The organism is Vibrio sp., assembly GCF_050299255.1.
Classification (GTDB): Bacteria; Pseudomonadota; Gammaproteobacteria; order Enterobacterales; family Vibrionaceae; genus Vibrio.
Genome location: NZ_JBNKVP010000059.1, coordinates 1 through 21,461, shown reverse-complemented (window position 1 = coordinate 21,461; position 21,461 = coordinate 1). Strand labels below are relative to the sequence as shown.

16 protein-coding genes are annotated in these 21,461 nt (G+C 46.6%); 7 read left to right on the top strand and 9 right to left on the bottom strand.

What is annotated here, in order from left to right:
* Positions 1–86: 86 nt before the first annotated feature.
* Positions 87–389 carry a DUF496 family protein gene (locus tag ACQY6F_RS14205; RefSeq protein WP_428775277.1) on the bottom strand — a complete coding sequence of 101 codons (303 nt, stop codon included), beginning with the start codon at positions 387–389 and terminating at the stop codon, positions 87–89.
* Positions 390–809: 420 nt separating this feature from the next.
* On the opposite strand from ACQY6F_RS14205, the gene ACQY6F_RS14200 reads away from it, so the two are divergent.
* The 4 genes from ACQY6F_RS14200 to luxQ all read left to right on the top strand — a co-directional run bounded on the left by ACQY6F_RS14200 (position 810) and on the right by luxQ (position 5,600).
* A complete protein-coding gene (locus tag ACQY6F_RS14200) occupies positions 810–1,460 on the top strand; it encodes a YceH family protein (protein WP_428775276.1) in 651 nt (216 codons plus the stop codon).
* 3 nt (positions 1,461–1,463) lie between these two features.
* The gene (locus ACQY6F_RS14195; RefSeq protein ID WP_428775274.1) at positions 1,464–1,760 is read left to right on the top strand and encodes a GIY-YIG nuclease family protein; all 297 of its coding nucleotides are present in this window, start codon (positions 1,464–1,466) and stop codon (positions 1,758–1,760) included.
* 187 nt (positions 1,761–1,947) lie between these two features.
* The gene (locus ACQY6F_RS14190) at positions 1,948–3,042 is read left to right on the top strand and encodes a substrate-binding domain-containing protein (RefSeq protein ID WP_428775272.1); all 1,095 of its coding nucleotides are present in this window, start codon (positions 1,948–1,950) and stop codon (positions 3,040–3,042) included.
* Positions 3,042–5,600: a quorum-sensing autoinducer 2 sensor kinase/phosphatase LuxQ gene (luxQ, locus tag ACQY6F_RS14185; protein WP_428775271.1), complete on the top strand. Its 2,559-nt coding sequence runs from the start codon at positions 3,042–3,044 to the stop codon at positions 5,598–5,600. Before ACQY6F_RS14190 ends, luxQ begins: the two co-directional genes overlap by 1 nt.
* Here luxQ and ACQY6F_RS14180 read toward each other — a convergent pair.
* The 5 genes from ACQY6F_RS14180 to yccS all read right to left on the bottom strand — a co-directional run bounded on the left by ACQY6F_RS14180 (position 5,573) and on the right by yccS (position 10,643).
* Positions 5,573–6,229: a PilZ domain-containing protein gene (locus ACQY6F_RS14180; RefSeq protein WP_428775269.1), complete on the bottom strand. Its 657-nt coding sequence runs from the start codon at positions 6,227–6,229 to the stop codon at positions 5,573–5,575. The two genes, luxQ and ACQY6F_RS14180, sit on opposite strands and share 28 nt — an antisense overlap.
* A gap of 136 nt (positions 6,230–6,365) precedes the next feature.
* On the bottom strand, positions 6,366–7,619 hold the full coding sequence (locus ACQY6F_RS14175) for a hydroxymethylglutaryl-CoA reductase (protein ID WP_428775268.1): 1,254 nt from the start codon (positions 7,617–7,619) through the stop codon (positions 6,366–6,368).
* 110 nt (positions 7,620–7,729) lie between these two features.
* Positions 7,730–8,050 (bottom strand): hypothetical protein, encoded by a 321-nt coding sequence (locus ACQY6F_RS14170; protein WP_428775267.1) that lies wholly within the window; start codon positions 8,048–8,050, stop codon positions 7,730–7,732.
* Positions 8,051–8,106: 56 nt separating this feature from the next.
* On the bottom strand, positions 8,107–8,268 hold the full coding sequence (locus tag ACQY6F_RS14165; protein WP_428775265.1) for a hypothetical protein: 162 nt from the start codon (positions 8,266–8,268) through the stop codon (positions 8,107–8,109).
* Between the two features lie 194 nt (positions 8,269–8,462).
* Positions 8,463–10,643: a YccS family putative transporter gene (gene yccS, locus ACQY6F_RS14160; protein ID WP_428775263.1), complete on the bottom strand. Its 2,181-nt coding sequence runs from the start codon at positions 10,641–10,643 to the stop codon at positions 8,463–8,465.
* Positions 10,644–10,801: 158 nt separating this feature from the next.
* Between yccS and helD the strand changes: the two genes are divergently transcribed.
* On the top strand, positions 10,802–12,865 hold the full coding sequence (gene helD, locus ACQY6F_RS14155; RefSeq protein WP_428775261.1) for a DNA helicase IV: 2,064 nt from the start codon (positions 10,802–10,804) through the stop codon (positions 12,863–12,865).
* A 74-nt stretch (positions 12,866–12,939) separates the two neighbouring features.
* Here the strand turns inward: helD and ACQY6F_RS14150 are convergent, their stop codons facing one another.
* Positions 12,940–13,395, bottom strand: coding sequence for a methylglyoxal synthase (locus ACQY6F_RS14150; RefSeq protein ID WP_428775259.1), 456 nt, complete (start codon positions 13,393–13,395; stop codon positions 12,940–12,942).
* A gap of 299 nt (positions 13,396–13,694) precedes the next feature.
* On the opposite strand from ACQY6F_RS14150, the gene ACQY6F_RS14145 reads away from it, so the two are divergent.
* Both ACQY6F_RS14145 and ACQY6F_RS14140 read left to right on the top strand, forming a co-directional pair.
* Positions 13,695–14,228: a GNAT family N-acetyltransferase gene (locus ACQY6F_RS14145; protein ID WP_428775257.1), complete on the top strand. Its 534-nt coding sequence runs from the start codon at positions 13,695–13,697 to the stop codon at positions 14,226–14,228.
* Between the two features lie 408 nt (positions 14,229–14,636).
* The gene (locus ACQY6F_RS14140) at positions 14,637–17,798 is read left to right on the top strand and encodes a chitinase C-terminal domain-containing protein (protein WP_428775255.1); all 3,162 of its coding nucleotides are present in this window, start codon (positions 14,637–14,639) and stop codon (positions 17,796–17,798) included.
* Between the two features lie 132 nt (positions 17,799–17,930).
* Here ACQY6F_RS14140 and glgC read toward each other — a convergent pair whose 3' ends face one another.
* Entirely contained in the window at positions 17,931–19,160 is a 1,230-nt protein-coding gene (glgC, locus tag ACQY6F_RS14135) for a glucose-1-phosphate adenylyltransferase (protein ID WP_428775279.1), read from the bottom strand.
* Between the two features lie 126 nt (positions 19,161–19,286).
* Positions 19,287–21,200: a sensor domain-containing diguanylate cyclase gene (locus ACQY6F_RS14130; RefSeq protein ID WP_428775254.1), complete on the bottom strand. Its 1,914-nt coding sequence runs from the start codon at positions 21,198–21,200 to the stop codon at positions 19,287–19,289.
* Positions 21,201–21,461 lie beyond the last annotated feature (261 nt).

The following is a 21,461-nucleotide window of genomic DNA, read 5'->3' as shown; positions in this document are numbered from 1 at the left end:
CCCCGAAATCTCCCGCAAGGCCTCTCTATGACATCGACCGCCCCCGACCCGCTGACACCGACCTTGCCGCAGGAACCGATGCATGGTCACAGGGTGTCGAATTCTTCGGTCAGTTCACGGATTCGACGGCTGATTTCGCGGCGCGCTTTAGAGATTTCTGCGCTTTTGATGATGTGATCATCTACGCGGTCTTCATAATCAGCTTTCATGTTTTTAATAATACCGACAATATCGTCGTGGCTCATTTCTGGCTTGATGTAATCCAGCAAATTTTCTAGCAGGTCAACACGCTTGCGGTTGTCACGAACCTTTTTTTCGTTATCCAGCAACTCACGCTTCAGTTTGTTTTTACGACGTGCCTGGCTGACAATTTCAAATACGCTACTCATAACTTCATTTCCTAATTTAAAATGACTGCTTTCGATTAAAGCACAACAATGATTTCCATAACAGTGTTTGAGTCAATCAAGTCGAGGCGTTGGCTACTATATAGCCAATCTGCCACGAATGATTTGTCACTTTGTACTGAGCCGCTATATTATGCAAAAGTGTAATGACAACTTTGAACCATCAGTATCATGCGTTTTTCCCAAATCGTGGTAAAACAACCAGATGAAATAGGCAGTAAACCCAACAAGGCAGACCGGCTTACTAAAGCGTATAAGCAACAACGCAGCCTTCAGGAATTGGAGCTCATCGAACTCCGCCGGGCCAATGTCGTAGTTGTCGATCCAACCGGTAGAATCATTAAGCTCCCTCTGCTAGCAGAACATTGATGAGTAAGCTGATAACTATAAGGAAAATGAACAATGAATATTGAGCTCACCCCAACTGAAGCACGCATTATCGGATGTCTGATCGAGAAAGAAGTAACCACCCCGGATTACTATCCGCTAACTCTCAATAGCTTAACCACTGCATGTAACCAGAAAAGTAATCGAGAACCCGTTCTATCTCTGAGTGAAGGAGAAGTTCAGGACACCGTTGACCAATTGGTCGCCAAGCGTCTGGTGAGTGATGAAAGTGGATTTAACAGCCGGGCCAGTAAGTATCAGCACCGCTTTTGCAATACAGAATTTGGTGATTTGAAACTCAGTGAACAAGAAAAAGGGCTGGTCTGTTGTTTGTTGCTTCGTGGCCCGCAAACTCCCGGTGAGCTGAGAACCCGAACCAACAGGCTGGCCAATTTCACTGACGTAAAAGAAGTTGAAGCTGTACTCGAATCCATGGCCGCCCGTGAAGAAGGTGCGCTTGTGGTGAAGTTGCCACGCGAGCCCGGAAAGCGCGAATCTCGCTATTTGCACCTGTTTAGCGGCGCAGTCGACCTGGATGCCTATCAGCCAGACAGTTCAGCTGGTATTTCTGCTAATCCTTCCCGAATCGAGCATTTGGAAAGCGAAGTTGAACAGTTGAGAGCCGAAGTGGCCGAATTGCGTCAACTTGTCGAGCAGCTCATATAACGGATGGCAGAACTAGCTTCGGCGCGAAGCGACTGGTTTGTCTACCTTGTGCGTACGCGCCAACAATCCCTCTATTGTGGCATTACCAAAGATGTTGAGCGTCGATTTGCCGAACATGTCCGCGGAGTTGGAGCAAAAGCGTTAAAAGGCAAGGGGCCTTTGCAACTTGCCTGGCATGAAAGGGTGGCTAACACTCGCGGCGATGCCCAACGTGTTGAGCTGTTGATAAAAAGACAGTCCAAAATAGTGAAAGAGAGGTTGGTTCGTGGCGAAATCACACTGCAAGCGTTGATGAGTTAGTCACGAATCAGATTGTGGTATGTCATGTTGTTACTGTGCAGATCACGATTCCAAAATCTTTCCAGTTATTTAAATATTATTAGATTAATCTAATAAAACTAGTAGAAAATCAAAGTTTACTAAGCAGTGGCGTTGACTTACAAACTTGATACTACACATATGGCTAGGTAGTAATTAGAGTAGCTTGATGAATATAACAAAAACATTGCCATTGACAGCAGTAATCGCCTTAAGTGTCCATGCTGCGCCATCGCATGTTCTCAGCGGGTACTGGCAGTACGAAGAATTTCTCAGTGAAAATCCGCAGCAAAAAGAATTAACACAGCAGTTGGTCGATAGTGTTCGCAAACCAGCGGTTCCGATGACAAAGCCACTTACTTCCCCGATTCAGATATCAGTGATCTATCCGGGTCAGCAGATTTCGGACTATTGGAGCCGAAATATCCGTGCTTTTGAACGTCGACTGGATGAGCTGGGTATTGCCTATGAAATCAACCAAGTGTTCACGCGCCCGAGTGGAGATGTGAGGCAACAGAACCTCTCCCTGATGGAAGCGATGAAAAGTAAATCGGATTACCTGATATTTACGTTAGATACAACGCGGCACAGAAAATCGATCGAGTACATCCTAAGTTCCACAGACACAAAGCTTATCTTACAGAATATTACCACTCCGGTAAGAGATTGGGATGAGCATCAACCGTTTATGTATGTCGGGTTTGACCATGTTATGGGGACGCGAATGCTCCAGCAATACTACAAACATAGGTTCTCTGATGGTGGGCGTTATTCGGTTCTCTATTTTTCTGAAGGGTATGTTAGCGATGCGCGTGGTAATACCTTTATTGAAGCGATGAACAGTGAAGACAGCTATCAGCTATCGTCCTCTTTCTATACACAGGCAACGCGTCAATCCGGTTATGACAGTGCCAAAATGGCCTTGGCTAAAGACGATAAACTATCGTTTATTTATGCCTGTTCCACCGATGTTGCTCTCGGAGCCTCGGATGCTTTGACCGAAGCAGGGAAAGGCGATGTGTTGATAAACGGTTGGGGTGGTGGTACTGCCGAACTGGAACGTATCGTAGCGGGTAAGCTTGATGTTACAGTGATGCGAATGAATGATGATACCGGTGTTGCCATGGCCGATGCTATCAAATGGGATATTCAAGGAAAGCCAGTTCCCTTGGTATATTCAGGCGATTTTGAGCTGATCACAAAAGATGATCCAGCGAGTAAAATAGACCAGCTAAAACTCAGAGCATTCAGATACTCAGACTAATGACACTATTTGGCCCGAAACGTACAAACTTTGCCGCCCTGGTTACACGACCATTGTTTATTGCAATGTTCGTGTTGACCATTGTGGTACTTTTTCAAAACTTTGAAATTAATAGGCAAATCACTTCGCAAGAGATCGCCCGGGCCAATAAACAAACCGCAGCGTTAATCCAGTCTACCTTCAACTATCGAATCTCTTCGCTGGAAATTCAGCAAGATGCCTATAGTCGCAGTGAACCACTGATCACCGCCATACATACACGCCGTGCCACTGATTTCGACCAGTTTTTTCTGGGAGTGGATCAGATTGATCCGGATATTGTTCCGGACTTCAGGTTTGTGGTCACCGAAGAGCAGATAATCTGGGACGACGGCAACATTCAGCTTTTTGGGATAAATTCCAGCCATTTAAACAACATCATGGCTAATATGACCTTTAGTAGTAACTGGCATCTGCTCGAAGTACCGTCACTTCTGGGCACTCGCCATACCTTGGTTCGGCGCGCACCCGTGGTGAACATCACTACCGGGGAAGTCTCCGGCAGCCTGTATGTCGGTATGGTCCTGGATGACAACTATGCGCTAATCACATCATTTGAAAAGGCCGCCAACGTCGAATCGTTGTTCGTAACCTATAAAGATAATCTGATAGCAACCAACACCAAAGATGCGACAGAGCAGTACAGTAAATGGATTACCCGGGCTGGTAACACTAGGCTGCATCAGGAATACATGGTGTCCAGATTGGCACTGCGGATAAATGGCGATCCGACTCCTTTATATATCTATGCGGTACAGGATACGCAGCGTATTTCTCAGCTTACAACCAGTCACTACATCTGGGTTGGCACCGCGATCATGTTGATATTAATGGTGGTGGTCGCCAGTAAAGTGTGGCTGCAAAGAATCATTAATAAAGATCTATCGCGCTTGATGTCCTATACAAAAAACTCCGTAGAACATAAGCATCTTGAATCTTTTCCTGGCTCTCAGGTTGCAGAGTTTGATCTTATTGGTCACGGTATTGAGCTGGCAATGAAACAGCTAATTACCCAGGAACGCCAGTTTGAGGACCTGTTTAATCACTCTCTAACGCCAATTCTGCTATGGGATACGCGCGGGAACTGCCTGAAAATGAACCCGGCGGCAGAACGGTGTTTTTCAAATCCGGATACCGGCAATGAAGAGTTTTCACTATTGTCACTTAAACTGTACCCTCAGATCCGTATGGCGGCGTTTGGAGCAACGTTAACAGGCATCAATACCGAGGTCAGCGACAAAGTGTATCGCTGGAACCTGTCACCGTTCGTGGTCGATGGCGAAACCACTCTTATCATTACCCAGGGACAAGATGTGACCAGCTTGATTGAAGCCGAGCGTCAAAGTCTGGAAGCCCGCAAGCAGGCCGAAGAGTCAGCTCAAGTCCGGGCAGACTTTCTGGCCCGCATGAGCCATGAATTACGCACGCCGTTAAATGGCATCCTGGGTATTTCTCAGTTGCTTAAAACTTCTATTAAAGATCACAAGCAACTGGAACACATTGATGTGCTGTGCAACAGCGGCGAACACCTGCTGGCGGTGCTGAATGATATTCTTGATTTTTCAAAAATTGAGCAGGGCAAGTTCCATATTCAACGCGCGGATTTTCGTCTCAACGAAGTATTGAGTGTGATTGAAAATATCTATCGGCCGATGTGTGAGAAGAAAGGAATCCAATTACACATCGAATCCAATGTTGATGAAACCACTACCATTCAATCCGACCAGGTCAGGCTGAACCAAATCCTGTTTAACCTGGTGAGTAATGCGGTCAAGTTCACCCATAAAGGTAATGTTACTGTCTCGCTCAATGTAGACGACAGAAACGATGAACAGTGGATTCAATGTGACATTACCGATAGCGGAATTGGTATTGAACCGGAAAAACTAGGCAGCGTGTTCGAACCATTTGTACAGGCTGAGCCAACCATTAGCAGGGAATATGGTGGCAGTGGCCTGGGCTTGGCGATAGTTAAGAGCTTGATTGACCTTATGGATGGCCAGATATCCGTTCAGAGTAAACTCGGTGAAGGAACCCGGTTTGCCTTTGCACTGCCGATAAAACTTTCAGCCGAGTTGCCTGACAGAGAACATTATGACCTACAGTCAAAATCGCTTTTTGATCATACGGTTAGAGTTTTGCTGGTTGAAGACAATCATACCAATGCGTTTATTGCCGCTGCATTTTGTAAAAAGTACGGGATGGAAGTCGTTCGTGTGGAGGAGGGGCAACAGGCGATTGATTTCATTAAAAACAATCCGGATATTGATTTAATCCTGATGGACAATCAATTACCGAATATGGATGGGATTGAAGTTACCAGGATCATCCGCAACGAGCTACATTCAACTATTCCGGTTTATGCCTGTACAGCTGATGGTATGCAGCAAACCAAAACCGCCTTTATGGAAGCAGGCGCTGATTATGTTTTGGTTAAGCCGCTGAAAGAAAGGGCATTAAACATTGCCTTTCAACATTTTAAGCATAATCACTACAGGTTGGATGAATCTAACATATAAGTGAGCAGGGCGCTTTTTAGCTGGTCATTCATCTCGATTGACCGGTCAAATTTAATGCCTAACTTATGCCCTTTCTTTTGCTTACCGATACTGACGATATGAAACTGGATATCATCGGGCAGATACTGGTCGATGTCACTTTCGATTTCAATTTTGCTCTCCATCGTCAGTTCGTTTTCACCGCTGATATACAGCGCGCAGCCGGAAATCGAAATGTCGACCAGCGTAGCGGGGAAAGTGACCGTATTGCAGGTCAGGGTGATCGGCAGATTGAGCTTATAACGCTGGTGTTCCCGGATTGGCTTGCTGGCAAAATGTTGTGGTAAACGTAAAAACAGCATGCTGCTCGGCGTGGAAGTTTGGCAAATAACCGACGTTTTAAACGCAACAATATGGCCAAAATGGCTATCAGTAATGCCGCGCACCACGATAAACACATTGTTGAGCTTACGCATTAGTAGGCTTTCTTTGGCTTTTAGTGGCAAGTCAATGATCATAAAACCATTTTCTTTATAGCCGATATATTGCGTGGTAAAAGAAAATATATCCTGAGGGCCAAACTCCAGCTCGACCGACAACCGAGTAGAGGGTTTTAACAGTTCTAATAAATCAGAAACAGATTGATTCACTGCTGCAGACATATGAGGTATTGGCAATGTTTATAATAAGTTAACTATACATTCAAACCCCAAAGTTCGGCAGTAGCTCTGGCCGAAACAAGGCTAAACCTCTCATTTTTTAGTGGTTTGATTGGCTAACTGATTATTATCGCGCCAACTTTTTGTGCGCTCGAGCGAAATGTCCGGCGCAAAATGCGCCCACAATAGACAGTTCTCCAGCCAGACAAAGTGCAGCACAGACTTCTGCTAACGCCCGAGATTTACCATTGCCATACAAGCCCAGAATATCAAGGCAGGCTTTTTGACTGGGTAATCCGGTTCCGCCACCCACAGTGCCAACCATGATGTTGGGCAAAGTAACACAGGCGTACAGATCACCATCTTTAGTTACTTCCATTCGGGTAATCCCGGTAGCAGATTCAGCTACACAGGCCGGGTCCTGACCACAGGCTATATATAGCGCCGCGAGCGCATTGGCGTAATGGGCATTAACCCCGATTGAACCATTCATCAGCGCGCCTACCGTTGTCATTTGGCCGAACTGAGCCATTTTGTCGGGCGTTGTGTGCAGGTATTTCTGAACTAATTTGGCAGAAATCGTCACTTCTGCGGTAACTTTTTTGCCCCTGACACTTCGTAAGGTATGTGAGTTGGGTTTCTTGTCACCGGATAAGTTGCCGTCCAAAAAGGCGTGTTCCGGCGTTACAGGAGAATGCGCCAGGATATATTCAAATACCGCGTTTGTAGCGATGGTCACCATGTTCTGACCGGAAGCGTCACCCGTTTTGTAGTCAAAGATGAGGTAAACGTGATTGCCTTCAAGATGAAGGTTAATGTCGCTCAGTTGACCATGCGAGGTAGTGGCGTTAGCAATGGATCGGAACTGGTCAAATTGAGAGACGGCCCATGAGACGAACTGAGCAGCCTGTACCAGCTGTTCGAAACCGAAACACGGTGTTCGCGATACCCCTTCGCTCAGTAACATAGCACTGGCACCACCACTTGCTGTGATCAATTGGGCACCACGTTTATAAGACGCTACCAGAGCGGCTTCTGTGGTAGCCAGAGGAATGAGGTAATCATCATTAGCGTGTAAGCCATTGACTCTCAGCGGGCCAGCAATACCAACCGGTATCTTTACGGTGCCAATAAAGTGCTCAATGTTCTTAGCGTATACCTGGCATTGTTGCTCGGTAATCGGATCGAGTAAATTGTGTTTGTCTGTAAAATCGTTAAGAATTTGCCAGCGATTACTGAGGTTGCGTTGATTGATATGCCGGCTGGCAGGCAATTTGACCTTTGCAGGGTAGTACTTGGGTTGCAGCTGAACCAGCTTGTCTTCATGGCTGTTATCCAGCCAGGGATGAAGTGCCGGTGTCGATAGGTCAAATTTAGGCATGGTACGTTCTGGGTAGAGCAAACTTAGGGTGCGATTCTAGTGTCCCGGTAGAGAAAGGCAATGGTTAAATCTGTCATTGCAACAAATAGCCACAATTTTAAGACGAATTATCAGATATGAATGTCGAGCAGGCTGCCAATCATTTCCTGATCACGTTGAAGCATATTGGTACCAACTCGGCCGTACTGGTTAGCCTGGGTGAGTTTTACACTGGCACTTAGATCGGTTTCGGCAGGGAGATCCGAGGACTTGGGATGGAAATCAATTTTATTGAAATCCATACTGGTCGCATTGTCGCGTTCGATCAGTTCTTGATGGTGTCTGGCTTCTTGTTGGCGCTGGGCAAGGTTAAGTTCCAGTGCAGCCTCTTCAGCCATTCTGAAAGATTGGTCAATTATCGGATAACGGGAAGAAACGGAGTCGATAGTCATATGTACCTCGCTCTAACAAGAGTAAGTACTATTTGTGCTTATCGCAAGGTAACGGATCAGCGAAACAAGGCTGCGAGCGCTTGTACCTCTTCGTCACTGAGTAAATTGCGCTTGTTAATATCAAGCTTGCTGTTGATTTCACCACGTAACGCTTCAAGTTGTTTACGGCTCAGTAATTTAAGTTGCTTTTTCAGTGTTTCGAACTGTTGTTGGCTCATGAGGTTGCGACTCCCATCTGTAAGGCTCTAAAAAATCAACAGAAATTTAATTTTTTCCATCAATATAGTGATTACCTTCTCATTAAGGTTACTCAATAACCAGTATGGGAATGTCCGAAATTTGTCAGGGACAATTTAAACAAGTGCAAGTATTTGTAACTAAATCAACGGTTGGTACCAACAATTTGGGTAACTTATTGATTTACTCTGACGGCCAGTTTACGTGCCAGTGAATGCAACTCTGGCAGCATTCGGTAAATAAGGTGTAATTGTTGCAATACCAATTTGGCCGCGCTGTTGTCGTCATCCCGCCATTCACACAGACGTGCTTCAATCGAATAGTGGTCAACTTCACTGGTGTCGCACTCTTCACTGTGATCATGCAACTGGGTGTAGAGAACTTTCAGGTGGTGGTGGATAACTTTATGTGAGTCTAATACCAACAGGTGAGTCTGCTCTTCTTCGAGACGGGTCCGGTGCGCGCCGAGCGCTGAAATATAGCTCAGCATGGCGTGATTGAGAGTCAGAAAGCGAAAACTTTCATCGACAGCGGTGTGGTAACGCCCTGGCTCAGCCAGCATGTTACTGATCGCGAACGTAAGACTTGCGTCCTGATTGTGTGCGTTACGTCGGGCAATTCGATAGCTAAGGCTGTCTTTTTTACCAATCCGGTACTGGCCGATGATCTGATCGAGATAATCACTATTTGATTGCACCGCATCAGCCATCACTTTATGCAGTTTCCTCGATTGCCAGTCAGGAAGAATCCAGACAACAGCGGACACCGCAAGTGCACAACCAATCAACGTATCCGCGAGACGCGGAATAACTACCGCGTACCCCGTTCCAAGCTGATTAAAACAGAACAGCACCAGCACAGTAATAAAACCGGTCGCATAGCTGTAATTGTTAATTCGGAAAGCAAAGAACATTACTGCGGAGAAAACGATCAACACCAGCTGGCTTTCCAGCGAAGGAAATACCGCCAGCAGGGGAACGCCAATCAACAGGCCGGCTATTGTACCAACCACCCGTGACACCAGTTTTTGCCTAGTAGCACTGTAGTTAGGTTGACAGACGAACAAGGTTGTCAACAGAATCCAGTAGCCGCGCTCAATGCCAAAGCTTTGGATTACACCGTAGCCGGCGGTAAGCGCCAAAGACATTCTCAGTGCATGACGAAACAGCAAGCTTTCTCGGTTAAGGTTGCTGCGAATCCGCTGCCAGATAACCTTAAGGCTGTGAGCCTCTGTATCGTCTAGCTGACCTTCTTCTATCCGTAATGCGTCCGGGTTATTCATATTGGATAGCTGTTTTTCAACGGTAGCCAGATTATTGAATAGAAACCCCAGTTGAACGAGTAACATGCGCCATTCAGGTTGATTTTGCTGCTTAAGGTGGTCAAGTGAGTTTTGTAACTCATCGAGTGCCATTACCGCCGAGAAGGGGTGTTGATACTCGCGACCTAACCGAATCGCATCTGCGATATCCCGGCACGCCTGAGCTTGAATTTCCAACAAGTGTTTAAAGCGAAACAGAATGTCTGAGCGCTGAAAATGGCAGGCCAAATCCTGATAACGATAGTGGCTTGAGCTGAGGCGCTCATGAATATCTTGAGCCATAAAATAGATATTGAGGAAACGGTTGCCGGTACCGTCGACAAAGCCACGCTTGGAGCGGTTCAACAGGGTGAATTTGCAACCATTGAGCGCATTGACCGTTGCGGCGTTTAGGTTGGCTTCAGCAATCCTATATGGTTGAGGGACAAGGTTTTGAACCGGATGAAATAGCTTGCTCTTGGCATCCAGATAACGGGCTAATTGTTCAAAGACATTGGCCAGACTTTGCTGGACAGGTTGCATCGGCCAGAACATATACCAAAGCATGGAAATCAGGTAGTACCAGGCTGATCCTGCCATCAAGCTAATCGGTTGTAGCCAGTTTTGGTCGCTCTGCTCAACACCCAGCATAGTATAGACAGCGATTAGCAGTGAACCAAAGGCAATACTGGCGTATCTGGGGCCAGCCGAACCGAGCATGATGAAGCCGAATGTGGAGCTAAACAGCCCAGCGGCAAACAGCAATGGGGAATCAAACAGCCATTCGATAGAAACTGTCGCAATAGAAAAGCATATTAACGTAAGTAAATTGGTCTTGAGCCGACCGGTAAAGTTATCATCACTTTCTGCCAGAGCTGCGGCAATGATCCCAAGAATTACCGGTACGATCAGACTGTTTAGCTGTAAAAACCAGGCTGGAATAACCACTCCCAGCATTGCACTTAATATGAGTAAACAGTAATTTATGGTTTTATTAGACCAATATAATCTTAAACGACCGATAAAATGCACTTTTGCTAAGTTTCCAATACTCATTCAACCTGGCTATGATAGCAAAGTTCTCCATAATACACTGAGCAAATTGTGGTTTTTCCCAAGCGGACCTCTGTTATACCCCGAATTTAATGTCTACATTTTCCCATTGAATATTGATTAGGTTATCATGCTGTTAAGCAATTTACCGGTTTTCAAATATGCAACTTATCGCCACGAATACGGCAAAGTACCTGATTCAAAAAGAATTCCACCAAGTCGAAATCGATAATAACTATATCGTTGCCTCATCAACGACGCGTGAAGAAAGAATTCCGTTCTCAGTCTGGAACGGCGATCTGCAGATAAAACGTGGTTTGTTTTGGGGCAGCTTGCGCGTGTTCGCCCATCCGGAAAACGGCATTCAACGAAGTTGGCTGATTCAGGGGCTCCCTTGGGCCGATTGTCAGGAGTTCGCACACAAAGCAGTTGCCCTCTACCAGAGCTGGCATTTAGAGCAATGTCGGCAACTTAATCTGCATCTACCTGAATGGGAACAGGATTTGCGTCAATTACTGCGTCAGCCGAGTTATTTGTCGCATTCAGCCATTAACAGCTGGCTTGAGAAGATCGAAAGCCAATTTACGGAAATGAACATTACTCTGGATGAAGCAGAGCAGAGGATGCCCACCAGAGTGGGGCAATTACGTCCCTGGCTGGAAGAAACCGACGGCCAGTTGCAGCAACGCAACCAAACCTGGCTGGAGATGGAACGACACAACTGGGAGGTTCTTTTCTCGCAAATAGAATCATCACCACTGAATTTATCGCAGCAGCAAGCTGTGTTACTTAACGACGACAGTAACCTGGTGTTAGCTGGCGCAGGTTCGGGTAAAACCAGTGTGCTGACTGCACGCGTTGCCTACCTGCTGCAAAGTCATCTGGCAACCGCGTCGGATATTCTACTGTTGGCTTTTGGCCGGGAAGCGGCAGAAGAAATGCAGCAGCGTCTAACGTCCAAGATTGGTCTGGAAGCGGCGCAGGTGGAAGTGGCAACCTTTCACAAACTAGGCTTGCAAATTATCCGGGAGGTGGAAAATAATCCGGTGGAAATCTCACCGCTGGCTCTGGATGACAAGCTCCGTCAGGCGTGGTGTATCGACTGGCTGAAAAAACACTGGATGACTCCGACCAATTTCAAACGCTGGCAGAAACACCTGGCGAAATGGCCGATCGCGTACCTGGTGGGCGATGATGAACTGGGAAGCCATGTCGAAAATCCGAAGTTGATCAACTGGCTGGAACAGCAATTGTCGCAGCTAGCGTCGATGGGGCACAGCAAAAAACAGATCCAGGAGTCGTTAGTTGATCTGGAAGACTACCCCCGTTTAAACAGCGAACTGTCGCTAGTCTGGCCTTGTTATCAAGCCTGGCAGCAACACTTGGCTGATCAGCAGCAGATTGATTTTAACCTGATGATTTCCAAGGCAACCAAATACGTTCAGCAAGGCAAATTTAAAAAGCGCTGGCACTACGTCATGATCGACGAATACCAGGATATCTCGCCACAGCGACTGGCCTTGATTGAAGCGCTTTGTAGCCAGGATAAACAGCCACGCCCGGTCTTATTTGCCGTGGGCGACGACTGGCAATCGATCTACCAGTTTGCCGGTTCTGATGTCGATTTAACGACTGGTTTTGCGAATCGGTTCCCCAATTCTACCATTCATCATTTGGACACCACCTACCGGTTTAACAATCAAATTGGTGAGGTCGCAAACCGCTTTGTGCAACAAAATCCAAGCCAGCTTCCTAAGCAATTACAAAGTGTTAAGCAACAGAAAACCAAAGCGGTGCATTTGGTCGCTATGTCGAAGCTGGAAAAGGTGCTCGACAAATTAAACCGCAAAGTAACAAGCAAAAAGCAGGTTCTGTTATTGGCGCGCAATCATTACCATCAGCCGGAACTGCTGTCCGAGTGGCAAAAGCAGTTCGCTAATTTAACGATCAGTTTCATGACCTGTCATGCCAGCAAAGGCAAAGAGGCGGATTACGTTGTCGTGTTATCGGTCGATGAAGGGCAGTTCCCAACCAAACGTAATTCGCTCCACCTGGATTCAGCTTTGACCCGCTCAAGCGAAGAGTTTCCCCATGCAGAAGAAAGGCGATTATTTTACGTAGCACTAACGCGGGCTAAACAGGCTGTTTGGGTTGCCTATAACGGCGCGGGGTCCAGTTTTGTTGAAGAACTCAAGAATGGCCACTACGCGGTTAGCAATAAATAGACGTGACTTGCGAGCATATATAAAAGAGCCTGCTCTATCACAGGCTCTTTTTATGTTTGAATAAACCCACCAGGTTAGGTGCGGTCAGCGAGATAGGCGTTGTAATCCGGGATTTCTATCACTACTTCACTGTCAATCAGCGGAGATTCGAACAGAAATTTAGCCGTCGCGCGGTTGGTGGCTACCGGAATGTTCCATACACTGGCAATACGCAGCAGTGCCTTCACGTCAGGATCATGGGGAACGGCATTGAGTGGGTCCCAGAAGAAAATCAGTACATCGATTTTGCCCTCAGAAATTAATGCTCCCAGTTGTTGATCGCCTCCCATCGGACCGCTAATCATACTTTTGATGGCTAAACCGGTTTCACGGCTGAGCATGGTACCGGTTGTTCCGGTGGCATACAAAAAGTGTTGTTGCAATTTATCTTTGTTTTCTACAACCCAGCGCAGTAGCTCAGGTTTGCAATTGTCGTGTGCAACCAGCGCAACATTCTTATTTGCTGGCATGGTGCGAGTCGTTGTCTGCATCGTATATCCCTAAAAGTGAACAAATTCTGTTTTCTGCTCCTTGCCGGGCTCATAGTTATAGCGGTGAGCGAGGTTGAAGCCAATTTAAACGTGTTAAACGTACTGAAGACAACAATACAATGATTTATCGATTAATTTAATACTAAATAACCATTAACTTTATCAATGCGTCTGGCTTTGAATAAACTGTGACCGCTTTCAAATCCAATGGAGGGGGGACTGGTAAAAGGTTCAGCAGACCAAGTCAGTCTGCTAGCATGGTACCCCTCTGGCAGCACACTAATTACAGGCTATTCATAATGATTCATATCGAAACTTCACGTTTGTTAATGTCGCAGATCCAACAGCATCACTGGCCGCTGTTTCTACGGCTTCATCAAGAAGAAGAGGTGATTCGGTATGCTTTCGACCAACCAAGCGAAGCGGAGATTCGCTCCAGGTTCGACTCCCGCTTGCCACAGTGGCGATGGGGTAGTGAACACTGGTTGTGCCTGGTGATTCGCGATAGCCAGACTGAACAAGCCATAGGTATAACCGGGCTATGTATTTCTGAAGCTGAGACATCTGAAATCGAGGTTGGCTATCTGTTACTACCCGAATTTCATGGTTGTGGATACGGCACAGAATCTTTGCTCGGGCTAAAACAGTATGTGCAGGATCATTTCCCCGTAGCCGCAATTACGGCGATCGTGACCGACGGTAACGTCGCTTCCTGTAAAGTCCTTGAAAAAAGTGGTTTTGAATTGGCTGAGCGAGAGAAAAACGCTTACCGAATCGGTAATCAAGTCTATGATGATTTGCAGTATCGCTGCCAGCTCGAATGCGCCAACTAATGGAGTTGATGCAAAGCTCTGGTCAATACAAACGGGGGCTAAGAGAGACTCACAACCAGTACTAATTCCAGACTCATTCCCTATATCCGGCCTTCCACTAGGGTATCTTCAACATGATGACCAACTGATGCGCGTATTACGGAGCCGTAGCTTTCCTTTTGAAATCCATCACTTTTATCTAAAGATGCGTCATGGTCACTCGCTAAATAAATTAGTTATTGATGCAAATTAAGTGTGTATTGTATGTACAAAAACAGGGTAATTTGCGAGTCACAAGTAACATTTCATAAAAACTAGGTGCCTGTATAACCGTCTGTTCTAAAGTTGTTTTACGCAAGAATGTAAGTTTTCTTGTGGTCTAGAAACGAAATTTTTCAATGAAACAACATGTTAAAGGATAGAACGATTATGCGTTCAAACAAAGGATACGCTTTAAGGACGGTATTTAGTTTAAGTACCCTCGCAGCGTCTTGTATGGTGGCATTCAACAGTTATGCGGCTGTCGATTGCGATAATTTGCAGCAGTGGGACTCTGCCGCGGTATATACAGGCGGTGATCAGGTTCAGCACCTGGGAAATGCTTACCAGGCTAACTACTGGACTCAGAATAATGATCCGAGCCAGTTTTCTGGCGAATATGCTCAGTGGCAGGATCTGGGAAGTTGCGATGGTAGCCCGGTTGTTAACCAACTACCAGTGGCTTCGTTAACGTCACCTACCACCACAACCAATCTAACCGAGGGTGATATTGTTACTCTGGCGGCGGACGCCAGCGATAGTGATGGAACCATCGCCAGAGTTGAGTTTATGGTCGATGGCACTGTCATTAGCCAGTCAACTGCCGCACCTTTTAACTCAACCTGGACGGCGGTTGCTGGACAACACAGCTTTTCTGTTTTGGCATACGATAATGAGGGGGCGGTGAGTAATGCCAGCAGCGTTACGTTGGATATTGCTGCAGCTCAGGCAAGTAACAACGTTGCGCCCACCGTCTCTGTGACAGCGTCACCCAGCTCGGTTAATCAAGGTGAAATGGTCACTATTACTGCGGATGCCGCAGACCAGGATGGTTCAGTCGCCAGCGTTGAGTTTTTTGTAGCAGGTCAATCAGTTGCAACCTTAACCAGCTCACCATACAGCATTGAATTTACGGCAAACCAAACCGGCTCAGTCGCTATTTACGCGCGGGCAACGGATGACAAAGGTGCAACAACAGATTCCGCCAACACTTCTATTACGGTTACAGGTAGCCTTGCTACGTCAGACTGTCGCCCGGACGGCCTGTTCCAGACTCCGGGTGTCACCGTGCCTTACTGTAGTGTTTATGACCAGGAAGGCCGTGAGAAAATGGGGGCTGATCACCCAAGGCGCGTAATTGGTTACTTTACCAGTTGGCGTGCAGGTGATGACCCGCAAGCCGCGTATCTGGTCAAAGACATTCCTTGGCAGCAACTGACTCATATCAACTATGCGTTTGTCAGCATCGGCGATGACGGCAAAGTGAATATCGGCGATGTTAATGATCCTAATAACGCTGCGGTAGGCAAAGAGTGGGATGGGGTAGAAATTGACCCAACTTTGGGCTTTAAAGGTCACTTTGGCGCGCTGGCAACTTACAAGAAGAAGTACGATGTCAAGACACTGGTTTCTATTGGTGGCTGGGCTGAAACGGGTGGTCATTTCGCAACTGACGGCTCCAGGGTTGCTGATGGTGGCTTCTATACCATGACAACCAATGCTGATGGCAGTATTAACTATGCCGGAATCGAAAAGTTCGCTACATCTGCAGTTGAAATGATTCGCAAGTATCAGTTTGACGGTGTGGATATCGATTACGAGTATCCAACATCCATGGCCGGCGCTGGCAATCCAGACGATAAAGACGTAATGGAATCCCGCCGGGCTTACCTATGGGCTTCCTATCAGGAACTGCTGCGTACACTGCGCGAAAAACTCGACCAGGCCTCTGAACTGGACGGTACCCATTACATGCTAACCATCGCAGCACCTTCGTCCGGTTATCTATTACGTGGTATGGAAACGTTTGACGTCACCAAGTATCTCGATTACGTCAACATCATGTCTTATGACCTGCACGGTGCATGGAACGATCACGTTGGCCACAATGCAGCCCTGTACGATACTGGTGAAGATTCAGAATTGGCACAGTGGAATGTCTACGGTACTGCGGCTTATGGCGGCATTGGTTACCTGAACACCGACTGGGCATATCACTATTTCCGTGGTTCAATGCCGGCAGGCCGGATCAACATCGGTGTGCCTTATTATACCCGTGGCTGGCAAGGTGTGTCCGGTGGTACTAACGGGCTTTGGGGCAGAGCGGCGCTACCAAACCAGGCCGATTGTCCTGCCGGTACCGGTGAGGGCGAAAAAAATAACTGTGGATATGGCGCGGTTGGGATCGACAATATGTGGCATGACACCGACCCGAAAGGGAATGAAATGGGTGCCGGCTCTAACCCAATGTGGCATGCTAAAAACCTGGAGAATTCGATTTGGGGCTCCTACGCGTCAGCTTACAAACTGGACCCGGTCAATGACCCTAGCGATCAGCTAACAGGCAGTTACAAACGCTACTACGATGAAGTCGCAGTCGCACCTTGGCTATGGAATGCTGAAAAGAGAGTGTTCCTGTCAACCGAAGATAAGTCCTCTGTTGCGGTTAAAGCCGACTACGTAGTCGACAAGGAAATCGGTGGTATTATGTTCTGGGAGTTAGCCGGTGACTATGCCTGTTATCAGCTAGATGCAAACGGTGAGCGTGCGGCAGTTGATGAAACTGAGCAGGCCTGTGCCACCGGTAACGGTGAATACCATATGGGTAATAGCATGACGAAAACGATTTATGAAACGTTCAAGTCTGCCACTCCATATGGTAACAAGCTGGCGGTTACCGCAACACCAACCGAAGCGCTGGACATCAGTGTTGGGATTGGTGGCTTTAAAGTGGGTGACCAAAACTATCCAATTAATCCAAAGATCACCTTCACCAATAACACAGGCGTGGCACTGCCTGGTGGTACCGAGTTCCAGTTCGATATTCCGGTATCAGCCCCAGATAATGCCAAAGACCAGTCAGGAGGCGGCTTGCAAGTGATCAGCTCTGGCCACTCACGTAGCAACAACGTTGGTGGGCTTGACGGCACCATGCACCGGGTAGCGTTCACACTACCTAGCTGGAAAGAACTGCCAGCAGGAGACAGCTATGAATTAGACATGGTGTACTACTTGCCAATTTCTGGTCCGGCAAACTACTCCGTTAAAGTAAATGGCGTAGACTATGCCTTTAAATTTGAGCAGCCAGACCTTGCCATTGGTGATATCAGCGGTGCATCAGGTGGCACAGATGGTGGAACATCGACAGGTGACTGCAACACCGATGGGCTGGTGACTTATCCAGAATTCCCACAAACAGATTATGCCGGCAATCCAAGCCATGCGTTGCAGGGAGATCGGGTTATCCATAATGGTGTGGTTTACGAGGCCAACTGGTGGACAAGTTCAGAGCCGGGCAGTGATACCAGCTGGAGTACAGTCTGTACCATTTAAAATGGTAATCACTGACTAATACAACACCATAAAAATAAGGCGCATGCTGATCGCAACATGCGCCTTTTTTACAAATCTCTGTCGGCAGCTTAGTACCCGTGTTAGAGGTTCACCGGTTTCCGTCAAGCCACATCAGAACTGGTAGCTTTCCGGTACCACCACAATGCCATTTTCAGATATATGGAATCGTTTACTATCTTCTATTGGATTCAGTCCTATTTGGGTATTCGGCGGGATCTGAACATGCTTATCGATAATACAATTTACCAACTGGCAGCCTTCGCCAACATTTACACTGTCAAACAATATGCTGTCGACTATTGTCGCTCCATCATTAATGCGCACATTGGAAGAAATGATCGAATGTTGTACAGAACCACCAGAATTAATTACACCGCCAGCGATAATCGAGTTGATAAAAATTCCTTCATTTCCTGAACCTGACGAGACTGTCCGAGCAGGGGGAAGCTGCGCCGCATAAGTGCGGATTTGCCAGTCTTTCTGATACAAATTCATCGGTGGGATGGGCTCAAGTAAATCCATATTGGCCTGATAGAACGAATCAATGGTACCCACATCACGCCAGTACGAATCCTTGGCTACCCGTCCTTTATCATTGCTAAACTGGTAGGCAAAGACGCTCTGTTTTTCAATTAACTTTGGAATAATGTCTTTACCAAAATCATGACTAGAGCTGTCCAGTCGGGCATCTTCTGTCAGCGCTGACTGAAGAGTTTCTATATTGAAAATATAAATTCCCATGGATACCAGGCTGCGGTTAGGATCATCAGGCAGGGAAGGCGGGTCGACAGGTTTCTCAGCGAAAGAGGTAACTCGTCCGCTAGCATCGGTAGCCATCACACCAAATGCAGATGCATCTTCTCTTGGAACGTCCATACAAGCCACTGTCAGTTCAGCCTGGTTTTGCTTATGCTCTTCGAGCATCGCTGCATAGTCCATCCGGTAGATATGATCGCCAGACAAGACCACGACATATTTTGCATCGCTGCGGGTTAACAGCCATAAATTGTGATAGATAGCGTCGGCCGTTCCTTCATACCATTTACCGCCGCCTCTCATTTGGGGAGGTACCACGGTAATAAATTCGCCAAGTTCAGGATTGAATATCGACCAGCCATCACGCACATGTTTGTGCAGCGAATGAGATTTGTATTGAGTGAGGACGAGGATTTTTCTGAGGCCGGAGTGAAGGCAGTTAGTTAATGTGAAGTCGATGATACGGTATTTTCCACCAAAGGGGACTGCGGGTTTTGCCCGGTCGTCCGTCAGTGGACTAAGACGAGAACCCATTCCCCCCGCAAGGACAACCGCGAGTGTATCTTGCATACTATTCTCCCTAATCTTGTGCAGCTTGTATTGTAATCATCAGATTAGTACAAGAATTGCGCCAAGGCGTAAGTGAATGCAAAATCAACAGCCTGTATAACCATGAACTTTACTCTGCGCTTTTATCGAGCAACAGCTTGGCTATCTTGCACTATCATTGATCGCTTTGGCCAGCTCAAACGGCGCAAAAACCCAAACGCAATTTCGACCCGCAGCTTTGGCTTCATACAATGCGATATCGGCTTGCTTATAACTTTGCTCGGCCGAAGGGCTAATCTGAGTGATACCTGCACTTAATGTCACACCAATATCAGGATTGGTGTCTACTGCTTTAAGCCAGCGGTTAACCACGTTTTCAGCCTGTTCGAGATTTGTCACCGGCATTATTACCGCAAACTCTTCACCGCCCACTCTGGCAATAAAATCGGTTTGACGTATCTGGCTTTTAAGTTGCTGAGTCACAGCGACGATAACCTTATCGCCGACATCATGACCGTATTCATCGTTAATCTGTTTGAAGTGGTCGATGTCTAAAATGGCCAGACAGGCACTGGTTTGCTTTTGATAGCGCTTAGCTTCATTACAATAGTGGGTTAGCTCCTGATCAAAGCGACGACGGTTCCATATGTTTGTCAGCGGATCTTTTTCGCTTAGCTCTTTGAGTTCATTTTCTAACGACTTACGCTGAGTGATATCGACACACGATGCTACGTAGTACTTAAGTAAACCTTTGCGACCCTTAACGGTTTGAATACGCAGCAATAGCGTCATTGGCGTACCAGAACGGTGCAGGGTGTTAACTTCGCCTTCCCAGACGCCGTCATCGCGAATCGCTTTGTATATCTTATAAAAGGCTTTCTGGCTCAAATTAGTAGCGAATAAATTGAGCGTCCGACCACGAACCTGCTCCGAGTCATAACCCATCAAGCGTTCGAACTCAGGGTTAACCTTGATGATTTTGGCATTTTCATCGCAGATCATCATCGCAGAAACACTGTTCATCGCCGCTCTGGCCAGTTTGCTCTCGATACTGTTACTGGAGTGTCGGATATTCCAGGTCACAAACAGACCGGCTAACAAAAAAGTGACCAGAAAGGTGCCTAGCGCCTGGCTGTAAAGCAGACTGTAACGTTTATCTATGTTGGCATCTAATAATTCGTGATCGACCTGGAAATACAAATAGAGGTTAAGTTTTGTAAATAAGTCGGGTAATTGTGCTTTGCGGAATATGTACCAATGGCCATTTTCGAATGCACTGGCGCTGTCAAACAGTTGCATCTGACGCCACAGGGCCGGTAACTGGGCTTTAACATTAACATCAGCATTTTGCCGTACATCTGCCCCCAATAAGCCGTGTCCCAGAGAGGACAAAATGTAGTATCCGCCTTCACCAATGATTTCAGGACGAAACGCCGCGTTAGAGTTAAAGGTGAGATCATCATATATATGCTGGAGACTGACGTTGGCGATAAAATAACCGAGACGACCCGAATCAGTATCTTGTGGAATGATCACTCTCAAAGCGGGGACAACCGGCATGACGATTTCGCCGTTCTCCATTTCTGGGTCAATGCCAAAGATGCCTACTGAATTTTCAGGTAAAGATTGGGCCAAACGAAAATAGTCTCGGTGGGCTTTGTTTTGTAATTGTGCTTGCTCAACCAGCTCGGCTGAACCTTCAATATAATTTACTCTAATACGTTCGTTGCCGTCAGTATCAATATAGCGAAGGTGGGTAAACAGCTCTTCAGCACTTAGAAATGCATGCCAGAACTCTTGCAAAATACCGATATTTTCTGCATTAGGTTGGGATATTGTTTTTTTAAATAAGCGGCTATTGGTAGACAGTTGCTTTGAATAAGCTTCTACTTCGAGCAAGGCTCGATTTATCTGTGACTGACTGAATTCCAGTTTAGACCGATAAGTACTTTCAATAGACCCTCTGACTTCTTGTTCAGCTTTGGCTAATTCGAAGGCAAAATAAAGCAGAGGTATTACGCTCAAGGCGATAAATACGGTAACAAACTGAACATAATGTTTGGACTTTAATTTCATGACCCTACCTACAGACAGTATGGTTTAGCCGCAAAGCAGACAAATATAATTGATATCAGTGATATAAGTATGGTCTTGAAGTGGTCGAGCGCCAGAACGGGTTAGGTAAAAGTCGTGTTGTAACACAGAAATGAACTATTTCTGTATAAAAAAGCACCTCCTGAAAGGAGGTGCAATACCCATAATCGAGGGGGCGGGTAAATCAGGCCGTTGCAACTTTAGCCGATTGCTCTGCTGGTTGTTTTAAGAACGCGTAGGTAA